The organism is Cupriavidus alkaliphilus, from assembly GCF_014191175.1.
Lineage (GTDB): Bacteria > Pseudomonadota > Gammaproteobacteria > Burkholderiales > Burkholderiaceae > Cupriavidus > Cupriavidus alkaliphilus.
On the sequence record NZ_JACHWE010000008.1, the window covers coordinates 144,350 to 167,186 of the forward strand.

The 22,837-nt window shown below is 67.0% G+C and carries 22 protein-coding genes; 6 read left to right on the forward strand and 16 right to left on the reverse strand.

Annotated elements, in window-relative coordinates; translation table 11 throughout:
• Positions 1-291: 291 nt before the first annotated feature.
• The 9 genes from FHX60_RS23155 to FHX60_RS23195 form a co-directional block, all read right to left on the reverse strand.
• Positions 292-681 (reverse strand): hypothetical protein, encoded by a 390-nt coding sequence (locus FHX60_RS23155; protein ID WP_181487050.1) that lies wholly within the window; start codon positions 679-681, stop codon positions 292-294.
• Positions 678-1,658, reverse strand: a complete 981-nt coding sequence (locus FHX60_RS23160; protein WP_112776235.1) for a DUF1839 family protein — start codon at positions 1,656-1,658, stop codon at positions 678-680. The genes FHX60_RS23155 and FHX60_RS23160 overlap by 4 nt, the downstream gene beginning before the upstream one ends.
• Positions 1,659-2,660 (reverse strand): amino acid--[acyl-carrier-protein] ligase, encoded by a 1,002-nt coding sequence (locus FHX60_RS23165; RefSeq protein ID WP_112776234.1) that lies wholly within the window; start codon positions 2,658-2,660, stop codon positions 1,659-1,661.
• 334 nt (positions 2,661-2,994) lie between these two features.
• On the reverse strand, positions 2,995-3,246 hold the full coding sequence (locus tag FHX60_RS23170) for an acyl carrier protein (protein ID WP_092314904.1): 252 nt from the start codon (positions 3,244-3,246) through the stop codon (positions 2,995-2,997).
• Positions 3,247-3,356: 110 nt separating this feature from the next.
• Positions 3,357-4,760: an undecaprenyl-phosphate glucose phosphotransferase gene (locus tag FHX60_RS23175; RefSeq protein ID WP_092314906.1), complete on the reverse strand. Its 1,404-nt coding sequence runs from the start codon at positions 4,758-4,760 to the stop codon at positions 3,357-3,359.
• A 114-nt stretch (positions 4,761-4,874) separates the two neighbouring features.
• The gene (locus tag FHX60_RS23180; protein ID WP_183284749.1) at positions 4,875-5,540 is read right to left on the reverse strand and encodes a phosphatase PAP2 family protein; all 666 of its coding nucleotides are present in this window, start codon (positions 5,538-5,540) and stop codon (positions 4,875-4,877) included.
• Positions 5,541-6,020: 480 nt separating this feature from the next.
• Positions 6,021-6,335 (reverse strand): hypothetical protein, encoded by a 315-nt coding sequence (locus FHX60_RS23185; protein WP_092314910.1) that lies wholly within the window; start codon positions 6,333-6,335, stop codon positions 6,021-6,023.
• A 95-nt stretch (positions 6,336-6,430) separates the two neighbouring features.
• The gene (locus FHX60_RS23190; protein ID WP_112776232.1) at positions 6,431-6,940 is read right to left on the reverse strand and encodes a helix-turn-helix domain-containing protein; all 510 of its coding nucleotides are present in this window, start codon (positions 6,938-6,940) and stop codon (positions 6,431-6,433) included.
• A 248-nt stretch (positions 6,941-7,188) separates the two neighbouring features.
• Positions 7,189-8,034 (reverse strand): helix-turn-helix transcriptional regulator, encoded by an 846-nt coding sequence (locus tag FHX60_RS23195; RefSeq protein WP_183284750.1) that lies wholly within the window; start codon positions 8,032-8,034, stop codon positions 7,189-7,191.
• Positions 8,035-8,565: 531 nt separating this feature from the next.
• Here FHX60_RS23195 and FHX60_RS23200 point away from each other — a divergent pair.
• The gene (locus FHX60_RS23200; protein ID WP_183284751.1) at positions 8,566-10,179 is read left to right on the forward strand and encodes a phage integrase family protein; all 1,614 of its coding nucleotides are present in this window, start codon (positions 8,566-8,568) and stop codon (positions 10,177-10,179) included.
• Between the two features lie 106 nt (positions 10,180-10,285).
• Here the strand turns inward: FHX60_RS23200 and FHX60_RS23205 are convergent, their stop codons facing one another.
• A complete protein-coding gene (locus FHX60_RS23205; protein WP_092314918.1) occupies positions 10,286-11,302 on the reverse strand; it encodes a ParB/RepB/Spo0J family partition protein in 1,017 nt (338 codons plus the stop codon).
• 2 nt (positions 11,303-11,304) lie between these two features.
• Positions 11,305-11,964, reverse strand: a complete 660-nt coding sequence (locus tag FHX60_RS23210) for an AAA family ATPase (protein ID WP_012354867.1) — start codon at positions 11,962-11,964, stop codon at positions 11,305-11,307.
• 377 nt (positions 11,965-12,341) lie between these two features.
• Between FHX60_RS23210 and FHX60_RS23215 the strand changes: the two genes are divergently transcribed.
• Positions 12,342-12,545, forward strand: coding sequence for a cold-shock protein (locus tag FHX60_RS23215; protein WP_006159056.1), 204 nt, complete (start codon positions 12,342-12,344; stop codon positions 12,543-12,545).
• Positions 12,546-12,659: 114 nt separating this feature from the next.
• Here FHX60_RS23215 and FHX60_RS23220 read toward each other — a convergent pair whose 3' ends face one another.
• Positions 12,660-13,754, reverse strand: a complete 1,095-nt coding sequence (locus tag FHX60_RS23220; protein ID WP_012354866.1) for a replication protein RepA — start codon at positions 13,752-13,754, stop codon at positions 12,660-12,662.
• Positions 13,755-15,317: 1,563 nt separating this feature from the next.
• Positions 15,318-15,521, reverse strand: coding sequence for a cold-shock protein (locus tag FHX60_RS23225; RefSeq protein WP_010811149.1), 204 nt, complete (start codon positions 15,519-15,521; stop codon positions 15,318-15,320).
• 432 nt (positions 15,522-15,953) lie between these two features.
• Here FHX60_RS23225 and FHX60_RS23230 point away from each other — a divergent pair, with 432 nt between their 5' ends.
• From FHX60_RS23230 to FHX60_RS23240, 3 genes are all read left to right on the forward strand, one after another.
• Entirely contained in the window at positions 15,954-17,318 is a 1,365-nt protein-coding gene (locus FHX60_RS23230; protein WP_183284752.1) for an NCS2 family permease, read from the forward strand.
• A gap of 683 nt (positions 17,319-18,001) precedes the next feature.
• Positions 18,002-18,472: a hypothetical protein gene (locus FHX60_RS23235; RefSeq protein WP_112776227.1), complete on the forward strand. Its 471-nt coding sequence runs from the start codon at positions 18,002-18,004 to the stop codon at positions 18,470-18,472.
• Between the two features lie 125 nt (positions 18,473-18,597).
• The gene (locus FHX60_RS23240; protein ID WP_183284753.1) at positions 18,598-19,965 is read left to right on the forward strand and encodes a sigma-54 dependent transcriptional regulator; all 1,368 of its coding nucleotides are present in this window, start codon (positions 18,598-18,600) and stop codon (positions 19,963-19,965) included.
• 168 nt (positions 19,966-20,133) lie between these two features.
• On the opposite strand, the gene FHX60_RS23245 is transcribed toward FHX60_RS23240, so the two are convergent.
• The 3 genes from FHX60_RS23245 to FHX60_RS23255 all read right to left on the reverse strand — a co-directional run bounded on the left by FHX60_RS23245 (position 20,134) and on the right by FHX60_RS23255 (position 21,489).
• Complete coding sequence (locus FHX60_RS23245; protein WP_260164502.1) at positions 20,134-20,544, reverse strand: hypothetical protein; 411 nt, start codon at positions 20,542-20,544, stop codon at positions 20,134-20,136.
• A 99-nt stretch (positions 20,545-20,643) separates the two neighbouring features.
• On the reverse strand, positions 20,644-20,865 hold the full coding sequence (locus FHX60_RS23250; protein ID WP_260164503.1) for a hypothetical protein: 222 nt from the start codon (positions 20,863-20,865) through the stop codon (positions 20,644-20,646).
• A 426-nt stretch (positions 20,866-21,291) separates the two neighbouring features.
• Positions 21,292-21,489, reverse strand: coding sequence for a hypothetical protein (locus tag FHX60_RS23255; protein WP_240987750.1), 198 nt, complete (start codon positions 21,487-21,489; stop codon positions 21,292-21,294).
• A gap of 248 nt (positions 21,490-21,737) precedes the next feature.
• Between FHX60_RS23255 and FHX60_RS23260 the strand changes: the two genes are divergently transcribed.
• Positions 21,738-22,661, forward strand: a complete 924-nt coding sequence (locus tag FHX60_RS23260) for a YihY/virulence factor BrkB family protein (RefSeq protein WP_258397009.1) — start codon at positions 21,738-21,740, stop codon at positions 22,659-22,661.
• Positions 22,662-22,837: the final 176 nt, after the last annotated feature.

A 22,837-nucleotide genomic window follows, 5' to 3' on the forward strand; every position in this document is an offset into this window, starting at 1 on the left:
CGCGATCCGCTTTCCGTCCCGACGCGCAAGCCCTGCGGTGCGCTGTGTGCCTGCCTCGTCGTTTGACTGTATTAAGTGCTATGGCGCACTGAAGCGACAGTAGGCAGACGGTTGGTACTCGTTCATCCTTTGGTTGGTTGGTAGCAGGCCGGCGCGGCGCCCGCGGCTGGCGGCGAATGCAAGTACCGGGGCGCCGGCATGCCGGCGTCGCGCCGTTGCCGACACGCTGCCAGGCTAGTCATGACAACGGAGGAACCGGCCGGCGGTGGCGGCTGGCGGGGCCTGTACGCCCTATCCGGGCGGCGCGTCGTAGCGGGCGGGCCGCTCGGCGTTGATGGCGTAGATCTCGCCCGAAGGGATGGCGCCGGCCGGCGCGGCCGCGCCGCTCTCATGCATCAGGCGGATGCGCCGCGTTTCACCGGGACCCAGGTGTAACCCGTCCTGCTCCGGCAGGAAGGCGTGGTCCTGCATAGGCACCCAGCGCGCAAAGCCGCGCGTGCCGGCGCTGTCGTCATCGGCATGCAACGTGGCCAGCACCGCGTCGTGGGCGGGCGGCCCGAACGGTATGCGCAGGTGAAGTCGGAGAAGCGGTCGAGCAGCGTGCCGGCCGGCGGCGGTGGCGGTGCCAGGCATTCCCGCGGACTGGCCTGGCGCCAGTGCCGCCGGGTCGCATGCGCTCATGCCACGCTCGCGCCGAAGTGCGAGGCCAGCGCCGGCACCGTGCCCTGGTAGGCCTGCTCGAGCTGGTCCAGGCAGTCCTGGCAGGGATCGGACTTGCGGCTGATCACCGCGCGCATCAGCCGGAACTGCATCACCATGGCTTCGGAGGCCATGGTGTAGCAAGCCTCGCCGATGCAGTCGGGCATCGAGTGCCCGTGCAGCACCAGCCAGCGCAGGTAGCGGCCGAGCAGTTCGAAATTGACGCCCAGCTGGCGCAGCACGCTGGCCGCATAGACCTGGAAGTTGGGCTCGCCGCGCGCCATCAGGTGTTCGAGATGTCCGGGAAACGCCATGCGGAACACGCTGATGGGGTTGTGCTGCGGACGGCGAGACAGGTGGTGGCGCAGCAGCTCCAGCGAAGTCCGCATCAGCGCGGCATCGGTCAGCGCGGCAAAACGCCGCCGTGCCACCGACGCATGCGGAAACGCCGCCACCTCGCCGTAGCCGACGGTCGCCGGGCGGAAGATGGCGGCATAGTCCTCGCCGCTGGCGGTGTGGTAGCCGTCGCCATGGAAATAGCCGACGGCGGCCGCCTCGGGCACCAGCACGTCGATGCCGATGCACGAGCGCATATGCTGGCGGCGGTAGGTGCCTGAAGGCTGCGGCAACTGGTAGCTGTCGACTTCCAGCAGCACCACGTTGCCGCGCGCGGTCTGGGTGGCCACATGCGCCTCGAGCCGGTCATACATCGACAGCTCGTGCGTGACGATGCCATACAGGCGTTCGAGGTCATTGGCGGGGAAAGCCGAGAGCGTGAACTGGTCGCCCTCGAAGTCCTGCGCCACGGTGAACGGCAGCGCGGCAATGGGTTCCAGATCCCATCCCTGCAGCAGCTCGACCCACAGGTCGATCTGCTGGTTCGCGTGGGACCAGACCGGATTGCCGCCATGCCAGGTGGAGCGGCCTGCGCGAACCCTGGCCCTGCCGTCGCCGTACATTTACCCCCCCCACAGCGTGTCGCGGACGGTTTGGGGCCAGCGTGCCGGATCCAGCCCGTGGTGGCGCAGCAGCGCCAGCGCCATGCGCTCGACGCCGATGCCGACACAGCCCGTGTGCGCAATGGCGCCGTCCGCGCTGCGCAGGTCCCACATGTGGCCGAAGTGATCGATGTGGTAGTTGAAGCTCATGCACGCGGAGGGCGGCGCGCCGTCGTTGATGGGGATCAGCAGCTCGAACTTGAGCCTGAGCTCGCGCTGGCTTTCGGCGACGAGCTTGCCGCCGCGTCCGAAGAACGGATCGTTGGCGACGTCGATCTCCACCGGCAGCTGCAGCGCCGTGGCCAGCTCGGGCACGCGCTCGAGCCACTGCTCGCGGAACGCGGCAATGCGCTGCGGGGTTCCCAGGCAGACATACTCGCGCTGACGGAACAGCTGCATGCGGGTCGGCTCGAGCGAGGACTCATGGCGGAAGCAGTACGACATCACATCGACCACCTTGCCGTCCTCGGGCAGGGGGCCGCGCCGCGCAATCACCGGGTAGACCGGATAGCACGCCGCCGGGGTCAGCACCACGCCGGTCGGCTGCTGCTGGTCGGTCCAGTCGTCCTTGTCTTCCAGCCGCGCCAGCAGGCGGCGGTGGCCCTTGTCGTCGCCGCAGAAGCTGTGGACGGTGCCCGCCAGCTGCGGAAAGCTCTTCATGTAGCCGCTGGTTTCGAAGTCCGCCTGGCCCATGGCCGGCGGGAAGTGCAGCGTTTCCGCGCCAAGGCCTTGCCCCAGGTGCGTCATGACGTTGTTCATGCCTTCGCAGATCGATTCGAAGGTGGTGTTGCGACCATACAGGCCCGGCACGCCGGTCGGGATCATCAGGCCCTCGGCCACCAGTTGCTCGAGGAAGGTGGGGCCGGATGGGTGCGGCGCCGGCTTGCCGTGCCGCGTGGCGGTGCCGGGCTCGGCCGCGGCGCCACCCTGGGCGGTGCCGTCGGTCAGGGTATGGAGGTCCATGCGATCTCCCTCGGAAACGATCTGCCAGCAACAGATTGGCCGTGCTGGTCCGGGCCGTGCTGGTCAGGATGCGATCGTTGTTGATCATCAGCGGCGCCCACCACGAATCGCGCAAGTTGCGGCCCTGGCTGAACGGCGTGCCGAGCGGGTAGCCCGCCAGCTGCGGTCGTCCTTCGATCAGCTGCCGCAGGCTGGCCGCCTCGGCCACGCGCGCCAAACGAAATCGTCGGCGTCATCCTGAGCAGGTGAAAGCGTTCGCCCGCGACCTTGAGCGCGCTGGCCGCGCGCACGGCGCACGCGCCTGATGGCGCCAGTGCCGCCCTGGCCACGGGGGTCATGCCGCCTCCTGTTGCTGCCGGATCTGCTCGACCGCGGCCGCCAGGGAATCGACGCTGCGGAACAGCTGGCGCGTCAGCATCTGGTCCGGGATCTCGATGTCGAAAGCGTTCTCGAGCGCGAGCATCACATGCACGGTGGCCAGCGACGACAGGCCGGCGGCATACAGGTCATCGCTGTCTGCGAGGTCGGCGAGCGGCACATCGAGCCGGGCAACTTCGCCCAGGATGCTGCGGATGGTTGCTTTCATGGAACACCTCCGGTTTTTATGAGTGCGGCCTATTGCACGCTTAACCAGCTGCGGCTTCGGTACGTTTGCGCACCAATCCGTGCGCCCCCGGGTACCGCCGCAGCTGCGCCTCAATACGCACTGGCGCCGGTCCAGCCGTGCAGCGCGGTGCGCAGGATGATCTGCAGGTCGAGCTGGAACGACCAGTGCTGGATGTAGTAGATGTCGAACTCGATACGCCGGCGCATCTTCTCGACGGTATCGGTCTGGCCGCGCAGGCCGTTGATCTGGGCCCAGCCGGTGATGCCCGGCTTGACCCGGTGCCGCAGCATGTAGCGGTCGATCAGCTCCTTGTAGAGCTCGTTGTGCTCCATCGCATGGGGGCGCGGGCCCACCACCGACATCTCGCCGCGCAGCACATTGAAGAACTGCGGCAATTCGTCCAGGCTGGTGCGGCGCAGGAAGGCGCCGATCCGCGTCACGCGCGCATCGCCGCGCACCGCCTGCGTCACGCCCACGTCGGCGTGCTGGCGCATGGTGCGGAACTTGAAGACATCGAAGGGGCGGCCGTCCATGCCCAGTCGCCGCTGCCGGAACAGCACCGGCCCGGGCGACGACAGCTTCACCAGCACCGCCACCACCAGCAGCAGCGGCGCCAGTCCGACCAGCGCGGCCAGCGCGAAGGCGCGGTCGAAGCTGGCCTTGAGCAGGCCGGTGATGCCCGATACCGGCGGGCTGTTCAGGTCGATCACGGGCAGGCCGAGGAACTCGCTGAAGCGGTGGCCCAGCAGCTCCACCGACATCACGTCGGGAATCCAGCGGATGTCGATCAGCTCGTTGCGGAACTGCCGCACCACGTCGTACAGGTCGCGGCACGCCACCATAGGCAGCGTCAGCCAGATCTCCCTGACGGCCTGGCTGCGCACGAACAGGTTGACCTCTTCCATGGTGCGCAGCGAAACCACGCCGTCGGGCACCGAGATCGGCTCCTCATGGTAGATGCCGACCACGCGGTAGCCCGCGGCGCGGATCTGGTCCACGCGCAGGTACATCTCGCGCCCCAGCGGCCCGTAGCCGAAGATCACCACGCGCTTGGCGTTGATGCCCTGCTCGCGCACATTGCCCAGCATGCGGAACATGACGGCGCGCACCCCCGCCAGCGCCAGCAGGCTGGAACCGAACCAGCCCAGCGACCAGACCCGCGACACCGCGGCGATCTGGTGCATCAGGAACGCCGTCATCAGCCCGACGATGAAGACCGTGGTCCACGCGGCCAGCAGGCGCAGCACCAGCGCCGCACGGCTGCGGCCGCGCCACGATTCATAGATGCCGAAGGCGGGAAACACCGCGAGCACCCCGATCGAACACAGCGCGGCAAGAAAGCCGTGCACCGGCGCGGCGCCGCGGATGCCCTCCGGAAAGTACAGCGCACCGATCATCACCGCACAGGCGCCGACCAGCACCGCATCGGCCAGCCGGTACAACAAGTGCAGCGCCGTGTGGCGCTCTGCCGCAAAGGTCGAACTGGATGCCATGGCTGCCCACCGCGAATGCATGCACGATGCAGCGATGGTTGCCGAGCCGCCCGCCGGTGTCTGTTGGCGGGCGCACACAGGTCGTGGCGCGGAACCCGGCGCTGGCGGCCGCGCTCAGCAGGGTCTGGTGCGCACCGCGGCGTGCACCGTCGCGTACCCGGGCGCGCGCCCGTGCATGGCCCATTCGCCGCGCTCGAAGGGGCGGTCGCGGCCGGAGAGCAGCATGGCAAGCTGCTGGATCAGCCCGTGCGAGGCGCCCACCGTGCCGGTCATCGGCATCACCAGCGCGGTGGCCAGCACCACGCTCGCCAACACCATCGCCAGCGGACCGTGCGGCGTGGTGCGCCGCAGGATGAACGGCAGGCTCACGCACAGGCCCACGCCCAGGCCGCCCGCCACTTCCGACACCGAGTGCGCGTGCAGCGCCAGCCGCGACACCCCCACCAGCAACGCCAGGGCCACGCCCGCGCTCGCCGCCAGCCAGCCCAGGCGCCGCCACGCGACCGGCACCGCCATGTAGAGCAGCACCGGCAGCACCGACGCCGCCATCATCGCGTGGCCGGAAAAACCGGTGAAGTTCAACGCCGCACTGCCGATGCCCCAGCCCATGAACGCGAGCTTGGACGCCAGCACCAGCAGCGCGGCCGCGGCGAAGGCCAGCACCCAGTGGCGCGCGCTGCCGGGCGCGCCGCGCCAGTACAGCCACAACGCCAGGAACACGGCGCAAGGCAGCAGGTACGCGGATTCGCCGAACAACGAAACGAGATGCCAATGGCTCATGGGCAGGCGCAAGTGGTAAGCGTCAGGGTCTGGTGGCGCAGCGTACCACCGCGTCGCGCGCGCCGGCATCGGCCGCTTGGTCCAGCGCCGCACACGCGCGCAGCGCGGCCCGGCCCGCGTCGGTCAGGGTGCAGACAGGTTGAGAGTGCATGACTGCATTGGCCGTCTGGTGGATAGAGAGTCTTTGCGCAATTCGATATGTTCAATCGGGATCGCTGCCCTTGCATCACCGGGGCAGCGTTTTCAAAGCCCGCATGGTCCCCCGGTCGGCGGGCTTCTTTTTTTGCCGGCCGGGAAAGCATGGCCGAGATGGCGGCAGCAACGGCGAGATCATGCGGCTGACACCATGCGGCCCGAACAATGCGGCCCATCAGTGCGGCCCCACTGATGCGGCCAACCGATGCGACCTGCACAAACGCACAGCGGCACCCGGCGCTCGCGCCGGGTGCCGCTGCACAACAGCTGCGCGTGCCTGCAGGTTCAGGTCACCAGTGACGGCGGCACGCGATGCCGATGCTGCGCGATGATCAGCGCCTTGAGGCTTTCCACGCGCAGCAAGGCTTCGCGCTCGCCGGCCGCGCGCGCGGCATCGGCGGCGGCCAGCTCGCAATCGAACTGGCGCCCGTGCAGTTCTCCCCGGTACAGCAGCGGCTCTTCGCTGCCGGCAGCGCCATCCGCGCCGCAAGCTTCCTCACGATGGGCGGCGAGCCTGATCTCGAAGCAGCACGCCCACTTTCCCCGACCCTCGCGCACCGCAAAGCCGCGCACGACGAGGAACTCCAGTCCGGCCTCCATACGACCCCCTTCTTCCCGGGACGGCCAGCCTGCAAATGAGGGCCAGCTTCTGCCTCCGGGCGAATCAAGCATAGGCCATCAGCAATATTGCGCCCTCATCCGGTGGTTGTAGGAGGGGTCGCACAAAGGAGGGAGGGCGCAGGCGCACGCGCGCCGCCCAGCGACAGCGCCATGCGCGGGAAACACTGGCCGCCGGCCCACACCAGCGCGGTGGCCGCGCACACCAGGTCCATCGCCGCTGGCAACGCAAGGCAGCCGCTGGCGCCGAGCAGCGCGGCATGCAGGACCAGCGCGGGATCAAGGCGATCCGACAACACCAGCCAGCGCCGCGGCGCCAGGCGCGCGTGCAGCTGGTCCAGCCATGCGCGGGGGTCGCCTTCGAGTCCGCTGCAATCGATCACGGCAATATCAGCGGGATCCGGCGGCAGCTGCGCGGCGGCGTGCGCGGGCGTGTGGCCTGGCGCAGCCGATGACGGGGCATGCGCCGGGGCCTGCAGCCATTGCGTCGTGCGACAGTTGATCGGCTTGGGCAGGTCGAGCGCGTGCAGGCGTCGTGCCAGCCCCCGGCACATCATTTCATTGCTGGCGATCAGGTAGGTCGGCATTGACTCGGTCCGGCGGCAACCCGGGCGGCCATGGCAGCGGCAGCCCGGTCGGAGCCGGGCCGCGGGCGGCCCGGCGGGGAAGGCATCGCACCAGCGCCAACCGCCGGCGTCGGTCTGTGCGGATGTCTTCCCTCAGAAGGTAGCAAGCCGCCGCCACCCCTGCTTCATGCTTTTGGCGGAGCATCGCGCGGCAGAAGGATGAGGTGCGCGGGAGCGCGCGGCCAGCAGCGCCGGCGCGCGCCACCGGCTCAAGCCGCATGGCCTACCGGCGCCGGCATACGCGCCGGCGCATGAGCCTGGTCCGGGCCAGCCCAGTTGAGCGTGGCACCCCTTTGCAGCGCCACGTAGACCGCTTCGCCCTTGTTGCGCACATGCAGGCGCTGATACAGGGTGCAGGCATGCGTCTTGGCGGTGGCGATCGAGATATTCAGCATGCGGCTGACGGTCTTGATCGGATAGCCGCGCGCCAGCAATGCCAGCACTTCGTACTGGCGCTCGGTGATGTTGAGCAGGTGCGCGCCGGCCGATGGCGTTTCGTACGCGGTGGCGTGCGCGGCGAACTGGCGTTGCGCCACCGGCGCCGCGCTGTCGTGGCCGGCATTGTCCACGCCGGGGCGCAGCGTCACCACCCGGGCATCCCCCGGAACCACCGGCGCGAGGCGTGCCGCGGCAGCGTCCGTGCCGGCCTGCCGGCCCGGCAGCGGCTGGCTCGACGCCGGGAAGCATTCGCCGCCGGCCAGCACCAGCCGCACCGCCGCATCCAGCGCGTCGGCGCTGCAATGCTTGGGCACGCAACCGCGCACCGGCTCCGGCAGTCCGGCCTCGGGCAGCGCCGGCATCGCCTGCTCGCTGAGGACCAGCACCCGCTGTGGCCGCAGCCGCTGGCACAGCTGCTCCAGCATGGACCAGCCGCTGGCCTGGTCGGCCGGCAGGCCGTAGACCATCAGGTCGGCATCGTTGAGCCACAGGTCGGAATCGATGGGCGCCAGCGGGTCGATGTCCAGCAGGTCGCCGTCGAGGTGTGCTTGGGCCAGCAGGTGGCGCAGACCCAGGCGCAGGAGGGGGTGAGGCTCGATCAAGAGGATGGTGGCCATGGCCGCTCTCTTATTATTGCGGCAAGCGCGGACCCCGCGAAAATCCGTGCTTGCTTGTCGGACGTGCCCCGCTATCCTGCGGTTGCACCTCCCTACGATCCGCCAGTGCTCCGGGCACGCCGTACAGCCTTCCCGTCTGGCTGCAGGTCGTCCTTTCCCCTGGAGATACCGGATCGCCCCGGTGTGCGTGTGAAACGCTTCTGTTGCAAGAGCCTTAGATTCGGCTGAAGTCTGATCTAAGTATTTATAACTCCTGAGCTGCAGCATATGAAACACACCGGGCGAATGCAAGGTGATGGTGCGCTGCAGCGGGTAATCCCCAACTGGCGCTTTGCGCCGCCGCTCGCCCGGGTCTGATGCCGGCTGATTGCAGCATATGGACGAAACCTCGCCCGCGGACCTGTGCATCCTGCGCCATCGCGCATAGAATTATCGGCATTGCATTTTGCTATGCATTTCGGGTCGGACGATTTCTGCCTCCGCCCAGGTGCCTTATAAATCAATAAGTTAGCGATACTGCGCAAGCTGCCCATGATTCCTTCCGCGCCCACTGTCAGCCTGACCCGAAGCGAGTTCGCCGCCGTGCGGGCCTATGTCCAGGGCATGCCGGCCGCGATGGTGGTCCCCCGCTATCTCGCCGACGAAACGGACGACGATGACGCCGGCGCCGAGTCGGCGCTGCGCATCCTGCTGGCCTTGCGCGACCGCATGGTGCAGCTTGCGCACCTGCACGGGCGTGCGGACCTGGCCGAACTGCTGCTGGCCGGCCCCGGGCGCTCGAACCGCGGGATGGATCGTCGGGTGGATGCGCTCGGCGAACTGGAAAGATTGGGCACGGCGGCTCCGCAGGCCCAGCACAGTGTGGAGCTGTGGTTTGCTCCGGCCTTGGCGCGGCGTCTGCGGAATGCCAATATTGTGACGCTTAAAGCTCTTTTAGATCTGGCCAATCAGCGTGGTACCGCCTGGTGGCGAGCCGTGCCGCGCATTGGCGCACTCGCCGGCACCGCCATCAACCGCTGGCTCGGCGAGCATCGCTCGGTCTTCAAGGGCACGGATGGCGCGCCGCTGCTGCACGCGCACGTCGGCAACCGCGCGCCGCTGCAACCGGCGGCGCTGGGTCCGGCGCTGCGCCAGCCGTTGCCGCTGGAGTGGCTGAGCGAGTCGCCCGCGGCAGTTGCCGGGCCCGCCGACTCCTGTCCGTACAGCCACGGCGTAACCGTGGTCAAGGCGTGGCTGCGCGATACCACCGACGGCCAGGGCAGCACCTTTGCCGCGTATCGCAAGGAAGCTGAGCGGCTGTTGCTGTGGGCGGCGCTGGAGCGCGGCAGGGGGCTGTCGCAACTGGACCTGGACGATCGCCAGGCCTACCTGGGGTTCCTCGCCAGTCCCGAACCCGCCAGCCGCTGGTGCGGGCCACGCGCGCCGCGCCACCAGGCCGCCTGGCGGCCGCTGACCGGCGCGCTGAGCCCCGCCAGCCAGCGCCACAGCCTGCGCGTGCTGGCAGCGTTGTTCCGGTGGATGCACGATAACGGCTACGCTTGCGCGGCGCGCTGGCCGGCGCAGATCGGGGCCGACATGGCGATGGCGCCGGACGCGGTGGCGCCGGACGCGGTTACGCCGTCCGCCCGCACTCCGCTGGCGGAAGACAACGTTGCCGCCTTCCTGTCATGGCTGACATCGCAAGCCGAGGCCAGCGACGGGCAGCGCTACCGCGCCGCGCACGCCGCCATCCTGCTGTTGCGCGAGCAAGGGCTCAATCTGGATCAGCTGTCATCGGCAACATTGCGATCGCTCTCCGCATCTGCGGCTGCCGGCGGCATGGCCGTCGAATCGGGCGACCTCGCCAAGCATGTTGACGCGTCCCACCCAATGAGCGGCCTTGCGCCCGCGACACGGCTGGCGCTGGCGCGCCACTGGCAGGACCGCCACCTGCAATGGGAGGCGCCGGGCATGGAAGACGCCTGCCTGATCGGCCCGGCGACGGCGCCGCCCACGGGGCGTGCCCGCCGCAAGCGCGCGGCGCAACCGCTGGGCGGCTATTCGTTGCGCGGCCTGCACGCCTTGCTGGCGACCACCCTCGAGCGCTATCGCAAACACTGCGATCCGGCCTTCGCGGCACGTTCGCCACGGGATTTGATGGCCTGAAAACAATGGGGGGCAGTGTCGCCACTGCCCCGCATATTGTCCTGCCTGGCATGTCGGCGCCCGCGTCACGCGGAGCCAGACCTGGAGGCACGTCCGTTTCAGCGTTTCAAAGCAACGTCTTGTCGAGTCCGAAGCGAGACTTCAGGGCTTCAACCAGCGCCTCGCGCGCACTGCGGTCGGTCAGTTGCACGTCCAGCATCACGCGTCCGGAATCCCATTCCTTGATGGTGCCGAGCAACTGGCCGCTGTCAGTGCGGATCTTGTACTGGCGGCTGATCTCCTTGACCTTGCGCGCCTTGCCCTCCTGCGCCTGCTTGCGGATCGCCTCGACCTCTCGGCTGGACAGCCCGTCGTGGATGATGCGCCCCGCCAGCTCGCGGGTCCGCTCCTCGCCCGCCAGCTTGAAGTACAGGGTCAGCTCGTAGCCGGCGGCAATGCCGATTGCGCTCGGGCATTCGCGCATCACGCCCAGCACCGACTCCGGCAGTCGCAGCAATGCGAGGGTCTTGTTCACCGTGCCCGCGGAAATGCCGGTCAGCTCGCAGATCTCCTCTTCCTTCTGGACCTTGCCTTCATCGAGCAGCTGGCGCCAGGCAATGGCATTGTCGAGCGCGGACTGGTCCGAGCGCTGCTCGTTCAGCATGAACGACAACCGGTAGAAATCCAGGTCGCTCAGGTCGTTCTCGACAAAACATTCCATTTCGAGCTTGCCGGCGGATGCCAAGGCTCGCTTGCGGTAATGGCCGTCGATCAGGATGTAGTGGCCCGGGCGCGCCGGATCCGGCGCCGCCAGGCCCGGGGTTTTCTGGCCATGCGTGGCGATCGACGCGGCGCGCTCCTGCACCACGGCAGGATCGTAGATGCGTCGCGCATTCAACGGATTGTCATGCAGCTGCGCCAGCGGAATGCGGATCAGCTGCCGGCCCGCGGCGACGTCGTCGAGACTTTCAGCGCTGAAACCGGGCGACGTTTCGGCAGCCCCCCTGCCCTGCAGCAGGCCGTTGGGATGCTGGGAAATAGCCGCTTCCGCCCGTGCGAAGCGGTCCAACGTATCGTTTCGGCTCTTCTCGGCCGCCATGCCGGCGAGCATGCCGGCCTTCAGGCTTTTTAGTTTGGTAGCCATGCCTATTGCTCAATCAAAGACAACACTTCATCGACCATCATGTCGACCTCCTGCACCGCCTCGCGGGCGCCTGCCACGCCGTGGACGGTGCAGCCGATCGCCTGGCATTCGCGGAACGCCGAACGCGAGCCGATCATCGAATTCAACAGCGGGACGTCGCCATCATCGCCAAGGATTTCAATCGCCTGGCGGGCAATCGACACCCGGCGCTGGACCATATTTGCCATGACCCGGATCAGCAGCGATTCATTCTGTACTTGCGCGTGCTGGGCCAGCGTCTTGGCGGCGACCGCTGCCCACAGGTCCGGCGGCGACGGCACGACGGGAATGATGGCGAGGTCGGAAATCAGTAATGCGCTGGATGGCGCCGCCGAATGGACCGCCGGCGGGCAATCCACGACGATGTAGTCGTAATCCTGGACAAATTTGCGTACCTCGCGGTGCATGGCCCCGCCGGATGGCGCCAGCCCGATGACCGAGGCAGGGAACGGCCGCTCGTCGCTGGCTTGCGCCGCCCATCGGGTGGCAGTCCCTTGCTCGTCCATGTCGACCAGCATGGAGCGCGCGCCGCGCAAGCCCAGTGTGCCGGCAAGGTGCATGCTGACCGTCGTCTTGCCGCAACCGCCTTTCTGGTTGAAGACCGTAATGATTTTGGCTGGCACTGCGACCTCTCTTTCAGCGCTGAAAGCGCGGTTGATTCTTAAGGCGCAACTGTAGCCAAAACCAGGTGACGTATCAACCGTTTTCCAATTTAACAAAAAATGTATTTCAACACTGCAGGCGCCGGACTGTCCTTAAAACAGGGGAAATCATGCAAGTCGGTAAAATTGCTTGAAAATCGGACCGCAATGTGCCTAAAGTATCTGTAGTGCGCATTACGCCGCACATGACACCGTAATCCAAAGTGGTTATGATGCGCGCTACAGTCGAGTCAAGTCGTGTCACCTCGTCGGCTTCCGTTCGGTATCTACGAGAACTCAACGTGCTTGAACGGTTGTTTGCGTTGTGTACAAGAACTTGCTTCGAAAAGGAAATTCCTATGGCAACCGGTACGGTCAAGTGGTTCAACGAGACCAAGGGCTTTGGCTTCATTACCCCGGACGACGGTGGTGCAGACCTGTTCGCGCACTTCTCGGAAATCCAGGGCTCGGGCTTCAAGACCCTGAAGGACGGGCAGCGCGTGACGTTTGAAGTCAAGCAAGGCCCGAAGGGCCTGCAGGCTTCGGCAATCAAGCCGGCCTGATCCAGCCTCGGCTGAGCTCTCACCCGCCGCGACGCGTTCGCGGCGGGCAACAAAAAAGGCAAGCGTTTCACGCTTGCCTTTTTTGCGTCCGGGCCTGTCTGCCCGTGGCAGATGTCAGCCCAGCTTGCGCACGCTGGTGCGCGACGGCTGCAGGATCAGCGCCTTGGACGAATCCGCGTCCACCTTGGCACCGGGGTAGACCACCAGCACGTCCTTCAGGGCCTTGCGGAACAGCGCGCGGAACTTGCGTTCGCTTTCGGTCTCCGTGCCGAACTGCATCTGCAGCGCTTCCCAGGGGATCTCGGTACGGCGCTGGATCGTAAAGAACCGGTAAGTCAGCCACGAATACACGTCGAGCGCGAACGGCGACTGCTTGAGCGCCTTCAGCGCACGCATGTCCACCGGCACCGGACGGTTGACCAGCTCGTTGAAGAACGGCTCGGACAGCACCACGAAGCTCTCGAACATCGAGCCCTGGCCGGGCTGCATCGGATCCCACCAGGTCGACAGCTGGTCGGCCAGCAGGTAGCCCACGCGATCGATCGACAGCGGCTCGTGGTTGGGATTCTGGTTCTGGCTCGGCGTCGACTTGTTCTGCACGATGGCAATGGTCGCCGAGAACAGGCGGATCATCTGCTGGCGTACCAGCGTCATGGTGCCGCGCTTGCCCCCGGTGGCCATCGGGATGCCGAGGTTGTACATGAACTCCGACAGCGAATTGCCAAGCGAGATACGCCGGTCTTCGACCGTGCCGGTGAATTCGCCGCGCTTCTTCTTCGCCATGATCTCCTTGCCGATCCAGGCCAGCATCAGGCGCGGATAGGAGCCATACGGGTATCCCAGCGACACCGTCTCCGACACCAGCTTCTGGCGGCCGTTGGCGGCGCGCTCGGAGCGTTGCTGCGTGAAATAGCCCGGCTGGATCATCAGCGAGATATTGCCGCTGGTGCGGGTCCAGACCGGCGGCGCACCCTTGGGTGCGCGATATGGCAGCGTGACCTGGACGCTGGCGCGGCTGAGGAAGCCGACCTCGCCGCTTTGCCAGGCGTCTTCGCGCTCCATGGCCTGCGCTTCGTCAAACAGGCGCTGGAATTTCTCGGACGGAACCAGGTTGTTCTCGTTGCCGGGAACAATGATGCGGGAGGGTTCGGCGTCCAGGTCGAGGACGCTTCGATCCCCCGTGGCGGCCGGGGAGCGTTTGATGGGCATAGTGGCTTGCTTCGGATTACCCGCCTTTGTACTCGAAGCCGCAAAGCTTGTCACGCAGAAACAGGTACACAAGCGACCGCATTGCCCGCGGGGTTCTTGCCAGCCGGGAGGATCTAATGGCTCGTCGCATGGTGGCGGACGGTGGGCAACCCGGCAGGGTTGTCCACGGTTCGCCAGCCATCAGCTACCAGTAAACGATACCGATACGGGTTAACTACTTGTAAACCGTATACGTGAAGCCAACCCCGTTGATTCGTAAGGGGAAAACACCGCCCCGCGAACCCGATTCTGCGGCGATCCGTACCCGATTCAGCGACGGGCCGAACCCGTATCTGCGACCACCCGAACCTGTATCTGCGGCCAGCGCGAACCGGATTCTGCGGGGATAACTGCCATCGCCCACAGGCTTCTCCACAGGCAAGACCCCGCAAAGCGTACCCGATTCTGCGAGATCCTTGGCCGCCAGGCGCGCTGGAGCGCCGGTTCCCGCCCAAAAACGGTGGATAACTGCACTGCCAGGCGGTTATCCACGCAGAAACAAGTTCGCGCCCCAGTGCACAACGTGCACCTGGAACCGAGCCTGCGTACCCATTTCTGCGAAAACCCCTGCCAAAGCGTACCCGTTTCTGCGCCGGCCTCAGATCGCCTGCATCTGGATGTGTTCGCGTACCTGTTTCTGCGGCGTACCCATTTCTGCGCCCGGGAGCTCGCGCCTGGTTTCGCTCTCCAGCGTACCTGTTTCTGCGTACCTGAACGATGAAGCGGCCCAGCAGGGCGTACCCGTTTCTGCGTCAGATTCGCCCTGGAAGCGAGCGGACCTTTGACCAAGTTTCCATTATACACGGACGCTATACAGAAAGCTAGTACTCACACCTAACGTATACGTGATGAGACGGGGCTTCGCTGCCGCGTACCCATTTCTGCGACGCCCTTGACGGGCGTCCGGGTATCCGTGGCTTGCACCATGGCGATGTGTCGGTGGTGCGTACCCGATTCTGCGAAGGCGGATGCTGGCCAACCGGCGCGATTCCGTACCCGATTCTGCGAACTGAGGGCATGGGGAGGCACCAGCGGCCGGGTTCTGCGTCGCAACACGGGGCGTACCCGTTTCTGCGGTGGCTGGCCGGGGCATGGGATGTGGATAGATCAGGCTGCGGACGGCGGCGGGAAGCGCATACCGGGACAAAAAAATCTTTCGCCGCGTACCCAATTCTGCGTGCCCCAAGGGAGGCGCAGGGCGGGGCGGCCGCCAATGCGTACCCGTTTCTGCGTGGCTATTCGGCAGAAGGCGTGAGGCTCAGGGGGCAGGCCGTACCCGTTTCTGCGTGCGCTGGCCAGGCACCAGCCGCTCTGCGCTGCAGCATTGCGTACCCGTTTCTGCGAGACGGGGCAACGCGCGGCGGCTTAACAGGGCGAGGAGCGTGAAAAGACGGGAAAGAAGGGGGGAGTGGAAGGGGAACCCGAGGCAGCACCGGGATGCTGCGACAGAAAACAAAAAACCCCGCCAGGGGCGGGGTTCTTACGCTGTGCGGCGCACACCTGGTGCGCCGGGGCGGTCAACGCTTACAGCGGGGTGATGTTCGCGGCCTGCAGGCCCTTCGGGCCATTCTTGACTTCGAACTGCACGCGCTGGTTTTCCTGCAGCGACTTGAAGCCGTCAGCACGGATTTCCGAGAAATGGGCGAAGAGGTCGTCACCACCCGCGTCCGGCTTGATAAAGCCGAAGCCCTTGGCGTCGTTGAACCACTTGACGATACCGGTTTGCATGATTTGCTTTCCAGAAAAAGGACAAAAAAGATCGCATGACGAACACGTCATCCGACACGGGGAACTCAAGGAAAGGACACCATGGACAACCGAAGTACCAGACGGTGGCTAACGAATGAACTGTTGCCTCGTCGCTTGAATCTAGGCGCGTTTATACGGGGGATTGCCGCTAGCGTCAAGATGGGGACGGCCCCATGCCCCTGCTGGCCGCGCCCGTCCCGGGACTGGCTCGCAGCGTGCGCGTCGTGGGATCATCACGCCTTTTGCATGTTGCTTATTCGTGCCCGCCGTGATGGCGCCGGGCCGCGCGGTACAGAGTACGCTTGCCGCCCGGGCGGCCATGCGCGGCGCCAGGCCCAGCTCCACCCGCCACCGGTACTGACCCACGGGTTGCCGTTGCCGCGGACACGATAAGACACCAGGAGACCATTCATGTCGATGCCGGATCCCACTTCCAAGCCGGGCACATCCACCCCCGCAGCGCCCGACGCCGCGCCGTCGCTGCTCGAGCGGGTATTCAGGCTGCGCGAGCACCATACCGATGTCCGTACCGAGATCCTGGCCGGCATCACCACGTTCCTGACGATGGCGTACATCATCTTCGTCAATCCCTCCATCCTCGGCGATGCGGGCATGCCGAAGGACGCGGTGTTCGTTGCCACCTGCGTGGCCGCGGCGATCGGCACGCTGATCATGGGCTTCTACGCCAACTATCCGATCGCGATGGCGCCCGGCATGGGCCTGAACGCGTATTTTGCGTACACAGTGGTCAAGGGCATGGGCTTCCCGTGGGAAGCGGCGCTGGGCGCGGTCTTTATCTCCGGCTGCCTGTTCCTGCTGGTGACGCTGTTCCGCGTGCGCGAAATGATTGTCAATGGCATCCCGCATTCGATCCGCGTGGCCATCACTGCGGGCATCGGCCTGTTCCTGGCCATCGTTGCGCTGAAGAACGCCGGCATCGTCACCGCGAGCCAGGCCACGCTGGTGACCATCGGTGACCTGCACCAGCCTGCGGCGGTGCTCGCGATCGTCGGCTTCTTCGTGATCGTGGCGCTGGACCACCTGCGTGTGAAGGGTGCCATCCTGATCGGCATCCTGCTCACCACGCTGCTGAGTTTCGCCTTTGCCGGCAACACCTTCCACGGTATCTTTTCCGCGCCGCCGTCGCTGAGCCCGACGCTGTTCAAGCTCGATATCACCGCGGCCTTGTCGATCGGCATCATCAACGTGGTGCTGGTGTTCTTCCTGGTGGAGCTGTTCGATGCGACCGGCACGCTGATGGGGGTGGCCAACCGCGCGGGCCTGCTCAAGGCCGGCAAGATGGACCGGCTCAACAAGGCGCTGATGGCCGACAGCACCGCCATCATGGCGGGCTCGTTTCTGGGCACGTCGTCCACCACCGCGTATATCGAAAGCGCCTCGGGCGTGCAGGCAGGTGGACGTACCGGCCTGACCGCCGTGACGGTGGCCGTGCTGTTTCTCGCGGCGCTGTTCATTGCGCCGCTGGCGGGAACGGTGCCGGCCTACGCCACCGCGCCGGCGCTGCTGTATGTGTCGTGCCTGATGTTGCGCGAACTGCTGGAAATCGACTGGAACGACGTCACCGAGGTGGTGCCCGCGGTGATGACGGCGCTGGGCATGCCATTTACCTATTCGGTCGCCAATGGCGTGGCGTTCGGCTTTATCAGCTATGCGGCGCTCAAGCTGCTGACCGGTCGCGCACGCAGTGTGCCGGTGATGGTGTGGATCATTGCCGCCGTGTTCATCTTCAAGTTCTATTACCTTCCGGGCCACTGAACGGCACGCGCCGGAGCAACGACAAGTCTCGTCAGCAGAGCGGCCCCAGGGGCCGCCTTTTTTTTTGCCGTGATGGCACGCAGCGCAGTCCGCGCGAAGCTGCTGCGTACCCGTTTCTGCGCGCGCCCGATGCGGCGAGGCCGGTGAAGCGTACCCGATTCTGCGTGCAGGCCGCGGCAGCGTTTCAGGGCTCCAGCAGGGTCATGTCCCTGCCGCGGTGGGGTGTCGGAGCGTACCCGTTTCTGCGTAGTATGTCCGCGTTCGTAGGCGCCCGCAGAAGCGCATAGAAGCGCGCTGCGGCGTGCCGCTGCCAGCGCTTTCGCGTGTGTGCGCGAGGGCTCATACCAATGGATGAGATTGGCTGTAAGTCACCCACACGGGGCTGGACAAACCGCCGCAAATGCACTGAACTATAGGCGTGGCAAAGAGGGGCGCGGCAAGCGCCCCTTCTTGACTCCGGTGTATGCGGCACGGTGCCGGAGCCACGCCGGGAAGCGCGTCGGCGCAATGCGCCAGGACGGCAGCGCTTTCGCGACAGAGACCGTCAATATCAATGACGGCGCCGTCCACAATCCGGGAGCGTGCGGACAACATGCGCGCCACGCAGGCAAGAAAATTCCAAGACTGAAAAGTGGTAAACGTAGACGTGCAGTGCCGGGGGATGTTGTTCAACGGGGATAATCATGACCGCAGGAGAGATCCGGCGACCCGTCATCGGGCCTGTCAGGGAGTCCAGTAACCGATCCATCCGATCTATGCGTCCGGCCTGGGCTGCCGTGGGGGAGGCCGCGGGTGAAGTGCCAGCCAAACGGGTCGCGAGCGACGCTGTCACCGCGGAGATCGACGCCCTGCTTGCCGAAGACAGCGAACTCAGCGACAGCGCCCGTGCGGCGGTGTCCAACCTGCTGCGTCGCCATCGGTTGCTCGAAGGGGAACTGGCGCGCCAGCGCTCGCTGCTGCAGGAATGGATCCTCAGCCAGCTGACCTACAAGACGCTCTACTACCAATACTCCGGCCAGTCGCCGCAGGCGCCTCGCGTGGAGTTGATGCGCGAGAAGGAGGCCGTGCGGCGGCGCATCCGCGAACAGCTTCAGGCAGGGGCGGATTACCTCGCCACGCCTGACGAGTCCACTCGCAGTCTGTCCAGCTCGTGACACCGACGTCGACCGCGGGCCCATGCCCGCAGCCAGTTCAGCCCCACCGTCCGCCACGGACGCGCGCCGCTGCCGCGGCCACGGGTGCCGGCACCAAGAACAAGCCTAACGTCCGGGAGATCGTGATGGACCGACTGTGCAAGGCGTCACGCACTGCACAGCTCGTGGTCGTGTCGCGTCATGAAGATTTTGGTTTCGACCCGTCCGTGATCGGCACGGAATGGGAAATCCGCCGCGTCGCGCAGGTGCGCGACGCCGAGCGCGCGGTGCGCGCCTGCCCGCCCACGGCCGGCGTGATCGACCTGCAGTCCGACTACAGCGAGGCCGAGTTCACGCAGCTGGAACAGGCGCTGCAGTACCTGCATATCACCTGGGTGGCGATCACCTCCGATGCGATGCTGGCCAACGAGCGCGTACGGCGGATGATCCGCGACTATTGCGTCGACTACGTGCGCCTGCCATTCGCGATGCCCGAGCTGCTGTACACGCTGCGGCATGCGCGCGGCATGGCGTCGCTGCACGGCACGCGCCCGCAGGAAACCGCGTCGCGCGGCACCATGATCGGTGAATGCGCGGCGATGCGCGCGATGTTTCGCTCGCTCGCTAAGGTCGCCCACAACGAAGCGCCGGTGTTCATCTCGGGCGAGTCCGGCACCGGCAAGGAGCTGGCCGCGCAGGCGATCCACGATGCCTCGAGCCGCCGCAAGGGCCCGTTCATTGCCATCAACTGCGGCGCCATTCCCTCGCACCTGGTGCAGTCAGAGCTGTTCGGCTATGAAAAGGGCGCGTTTACCGGCGCCAACCAGCGCAAGGTCGGCTGGATCGAGCAGGCCCAGGGCGGCACGCTGTTTCTTGACGAAATCGGCGACCTGCCGCTGGAAAGCCAGGTGGCCCTGCTGCGCTTCCTGCAGCAGGGCACGATCACGCGGCTGGGCGGCCACCAGTCGATCCCGCTCAACCTGCGCATCATCTCGGCCACGCACGTGGACCTGGTCGCGGCGCAGGGCGACGGGCGCTTCCGTTCGGACCTGTTCCACCGACTGTGCGTGCTGACGCTGTCGATCCCGGCGCTGCGCGAGCGCGGCGAGGACATCCTGCTGCTGGCCAATGCGGTGCTGGCCGAGCATGGCCACGAGGCGCACCGGCGCATCCGCGGGTTCTCCGCGTGCGCGACGCAGGCGATGATGCAATACGCCTGGCCGGGCAATGTGCGCGAACTGATCAACCGCGTGCGCCGCGCCATCGTGATGACCGACAACCGCAAGATCACCGCCGAGGACCTGCAACTGCACAACGGCGCCGAGCTGCCGCGCAAGACCCTCGACGCCATCCGCGAAGAGGCCGAGCGCGAAGCAATCCGCACCGTGATGGCCAGCCACGGTTTTCACGTGGTGCCGGCCGCGCGCGAGCTCAACGTGTCGCGCGTGACCCTGTACCGGCTCATGCACAAGCACAACATCCGTGTGGAGAGCCACGCCTCGGCAGGGGAATAGCGGCAGTCAGGCGGCAGTCAGCAGCTGCGGTCGCGTGACGGGTGCCGGCACGGCCAGTACCGCGGCCAGTACCGCGGCCAGTAACACGGCCAGCACAGGCGCCAGCGGGAAAGGGGAACCGGCGACGTCCGCTCGCCGGTTCCGCCTTTCCCCGTGCCGGCCGGCACGTCAGCGCACCACTCGCGGGGGCCTGGCGGCCCACTTCCCGTCCGCGAACCCGCCCGCGAACCTGCCGCCGGACGCCTGCGCGGGCGCGGTGGCGAGGTTCATGCTGATCTTGCCGCGCGCGCGCCGCGGCGGCTCGCAGGCATCCTGCGAAGGCCACGGCACGATGTCGCGGCGGCGCTGGCCGTCGCGTGCATGCCGCGCGGGCGGCGCCAGCGCTTCGCTGCCCGTCGTGTCCGGATCCAGCCGCAGTTCCCCCCAGGCCCAGCCGAAGCCGCGCACATAGACGTCATGACTGACCGCGGCGTGGCTGTTCGCATCGTCGGCGTCGGGGCGGTCGAACCACGCGTAGCTGGCCGCCGCCGCGCTGCCCGAGCCAATCGCCAGCGCCGTGGCGAGCATTGCAGCTTTCATGGTCGGCATCTCCCTGTGGAAAAAAAGTGCCCGCCGGGGGACGGAACACGAATCCGTGCGGTCACGCTGGCTCGCGTGCCCGCCTGTTGTGCTGGGCCGTCATGCGCGCCGCTTGCCCGCGTGCCGGCGGCATGCCGGACTGGCCTGCGCCGGTCTGCGGGTCGCCACGCAAGCCATGCCGTGCGCGCTGCGCGCGACTTGCTCGCGCGCGCGCGGATAGGGCAGCAGCGGCGCCGACACCAGGTCCATCTCTGACGGCGGCGGACCGGCCAGGCGGTATGCGCGCCGGCGCGCCGTCATGCGGGAGGGCGGGTGACGCATGTGGTGATCTCCAGCGCGCAACGACGGGTTTGACGGAACTGGCGCAGGCCTGCACTGTGCGCCCTGGCCAAGTCAGAGCGACAAGTGTGCCAAGGGCCGCAAACGCTTGTGCCACGCGGCTTTGCGAGACAGGTCGCAGTACCCGGTCGCCACTGCGCGGCGGCGCTGGACCAATTGGTTGCGCCACTGCAACGCGTTGCGCCGCCTCCGTGGCGGCGCAGGCATGGCGCTGGCGTCCGCCGGCGCGCACTGGCCGGCGGCTTGCCGTGCGCCCGACGCGTGGCGCCACGGCCTCGCAGCCGTTGCACGGTTGAAACTGGCCTTACATCAGTCATGCACGCGAGTAACCGCGATGCATCGCGCCACCATGACGCTACGGTGCAAGGCCACGCAGAAACGGGTACGCGCCGGGGGCGGCGCGCGCGGTCAACGGGGCTGGCCCGAGGTGCCAGAGGGGTTGGCGGGGCTGGACGGTGTCGCAGCGGGCGCTGCCGAGGGCACGGCGCCCGAGGCGGTGCCGGAGATGGGCTTGGGGCCGGGCTGGCTGCGCTCGCAGCCGGCGCAGCCGAGCACGGCGATGATTGCCAGCACGGCCGCCGGACGTGCGCGGAGGTTGCAGGTCACGGGTGCCTCCTTGCGCCGGCGCGCGGGCAACGGATGCGCCGGCAGGTATGCCTGGTCTTACTGTAGCAGGTCGCCTGCGCCGCGCCGCGCCAGGCGCGTCTTGGGCAAGCGGCGCAATGCGCAGTATGATGAACGCAGCGCCCGCCGCGCGGGCAGGCGCAATCCATCCGCGGTCCCGCGCCGGATCGCGCCACCACCAGGCCGTGACTGACAAGACCGAACCTTCCTCCTCGTCTGCCGCCGAAGGCGTGCCGCCGCCGCGCCGGCACCGCCCGCACTGGCTGCCCGACCGCCACACCGGCGCGCGCACGCTACGCGTCGTGTCCGCCGCGATCACGTCGTGGTTCGCGCACCGCGCCGCCAGCAAGGGCGCGGCGCTGTCCTTCTACATGCTGTTCTCGCTGGCGCCGATCCTGGTGCTGGTGATCTCGATCGCCGGTTTGTTCTTCGGCGCCGAGGCGGCGCGCGGCGAGATCTTCGCGCAGCTCGAAGGGCTGGTCGGCGACCAGGGCGCCGCCGCCATCGAGGGCATCCTGGCCGCGACGCACCGGGCCGGCGGCAGCGGCATGGCGGCGCTGATCGCGACCGGCATCCTGTTCGTCGGCGCCACCAGTGCCTTTGCCGAACTCAAAAGCAGCCTGGACGACATCTGGCACGTGCCGGTGCCCGACACCGCCGGCTGGCGCCAGTTGCTGCGCACGCGCCTGTTGTCGTTCAGCCTGGTGCTGGTGCTGGCCTTCATGCTGCTGGTGTCGCTGATCGTCAATGCGGCGCTGGCGGTGGTGGAGCGCATCTGGGGCCAGCTGTGGACACAATCGTGGTTTGCGCCGGTGGCCGAAGTCATCTCCTCGCTGTTTTCGTTCGCGGTGGTGACCGCGCTGTTCGCGGTGATCTTCAAGATGCTGCCCAATGCGCGTATCGCCTGGCGCGACGTCACCATGGGCGCGGTCATCACCGCGCTGCTGTTCTCGATCGGCAAGCGGCTGATCGGGCTGTACCTGGGCAACAGCGCGGTGGCCTCGTCCTATGGCGCCGCCGGGTCGGTGGTGGCGCTGATGCTGTGGGTGTATTACTCGGCACAGATCTTTTTCTTCGGCGCCGAGCTGACGCGCCAGTACGCGCTGCAGTTCGGCAGCCTGCGGGGCAAGCCGGCGGACAAGCTGGCCGGGTAGCGGCAGCGCGCCGGAGCGGGGCTCGGGCCCGGCAGGCGACAACGCAAATCCCGTAGCGGCGCCCAAACCGGTAAAATAACGCCCCATTCCCTTCGCGTGCCCGCAGGGCCCGGCCCTGCGGCCGCCCGCGGCGCTGCCGGCCCTGATTCCGGCCACCGCCGGGCCATCCCAATATT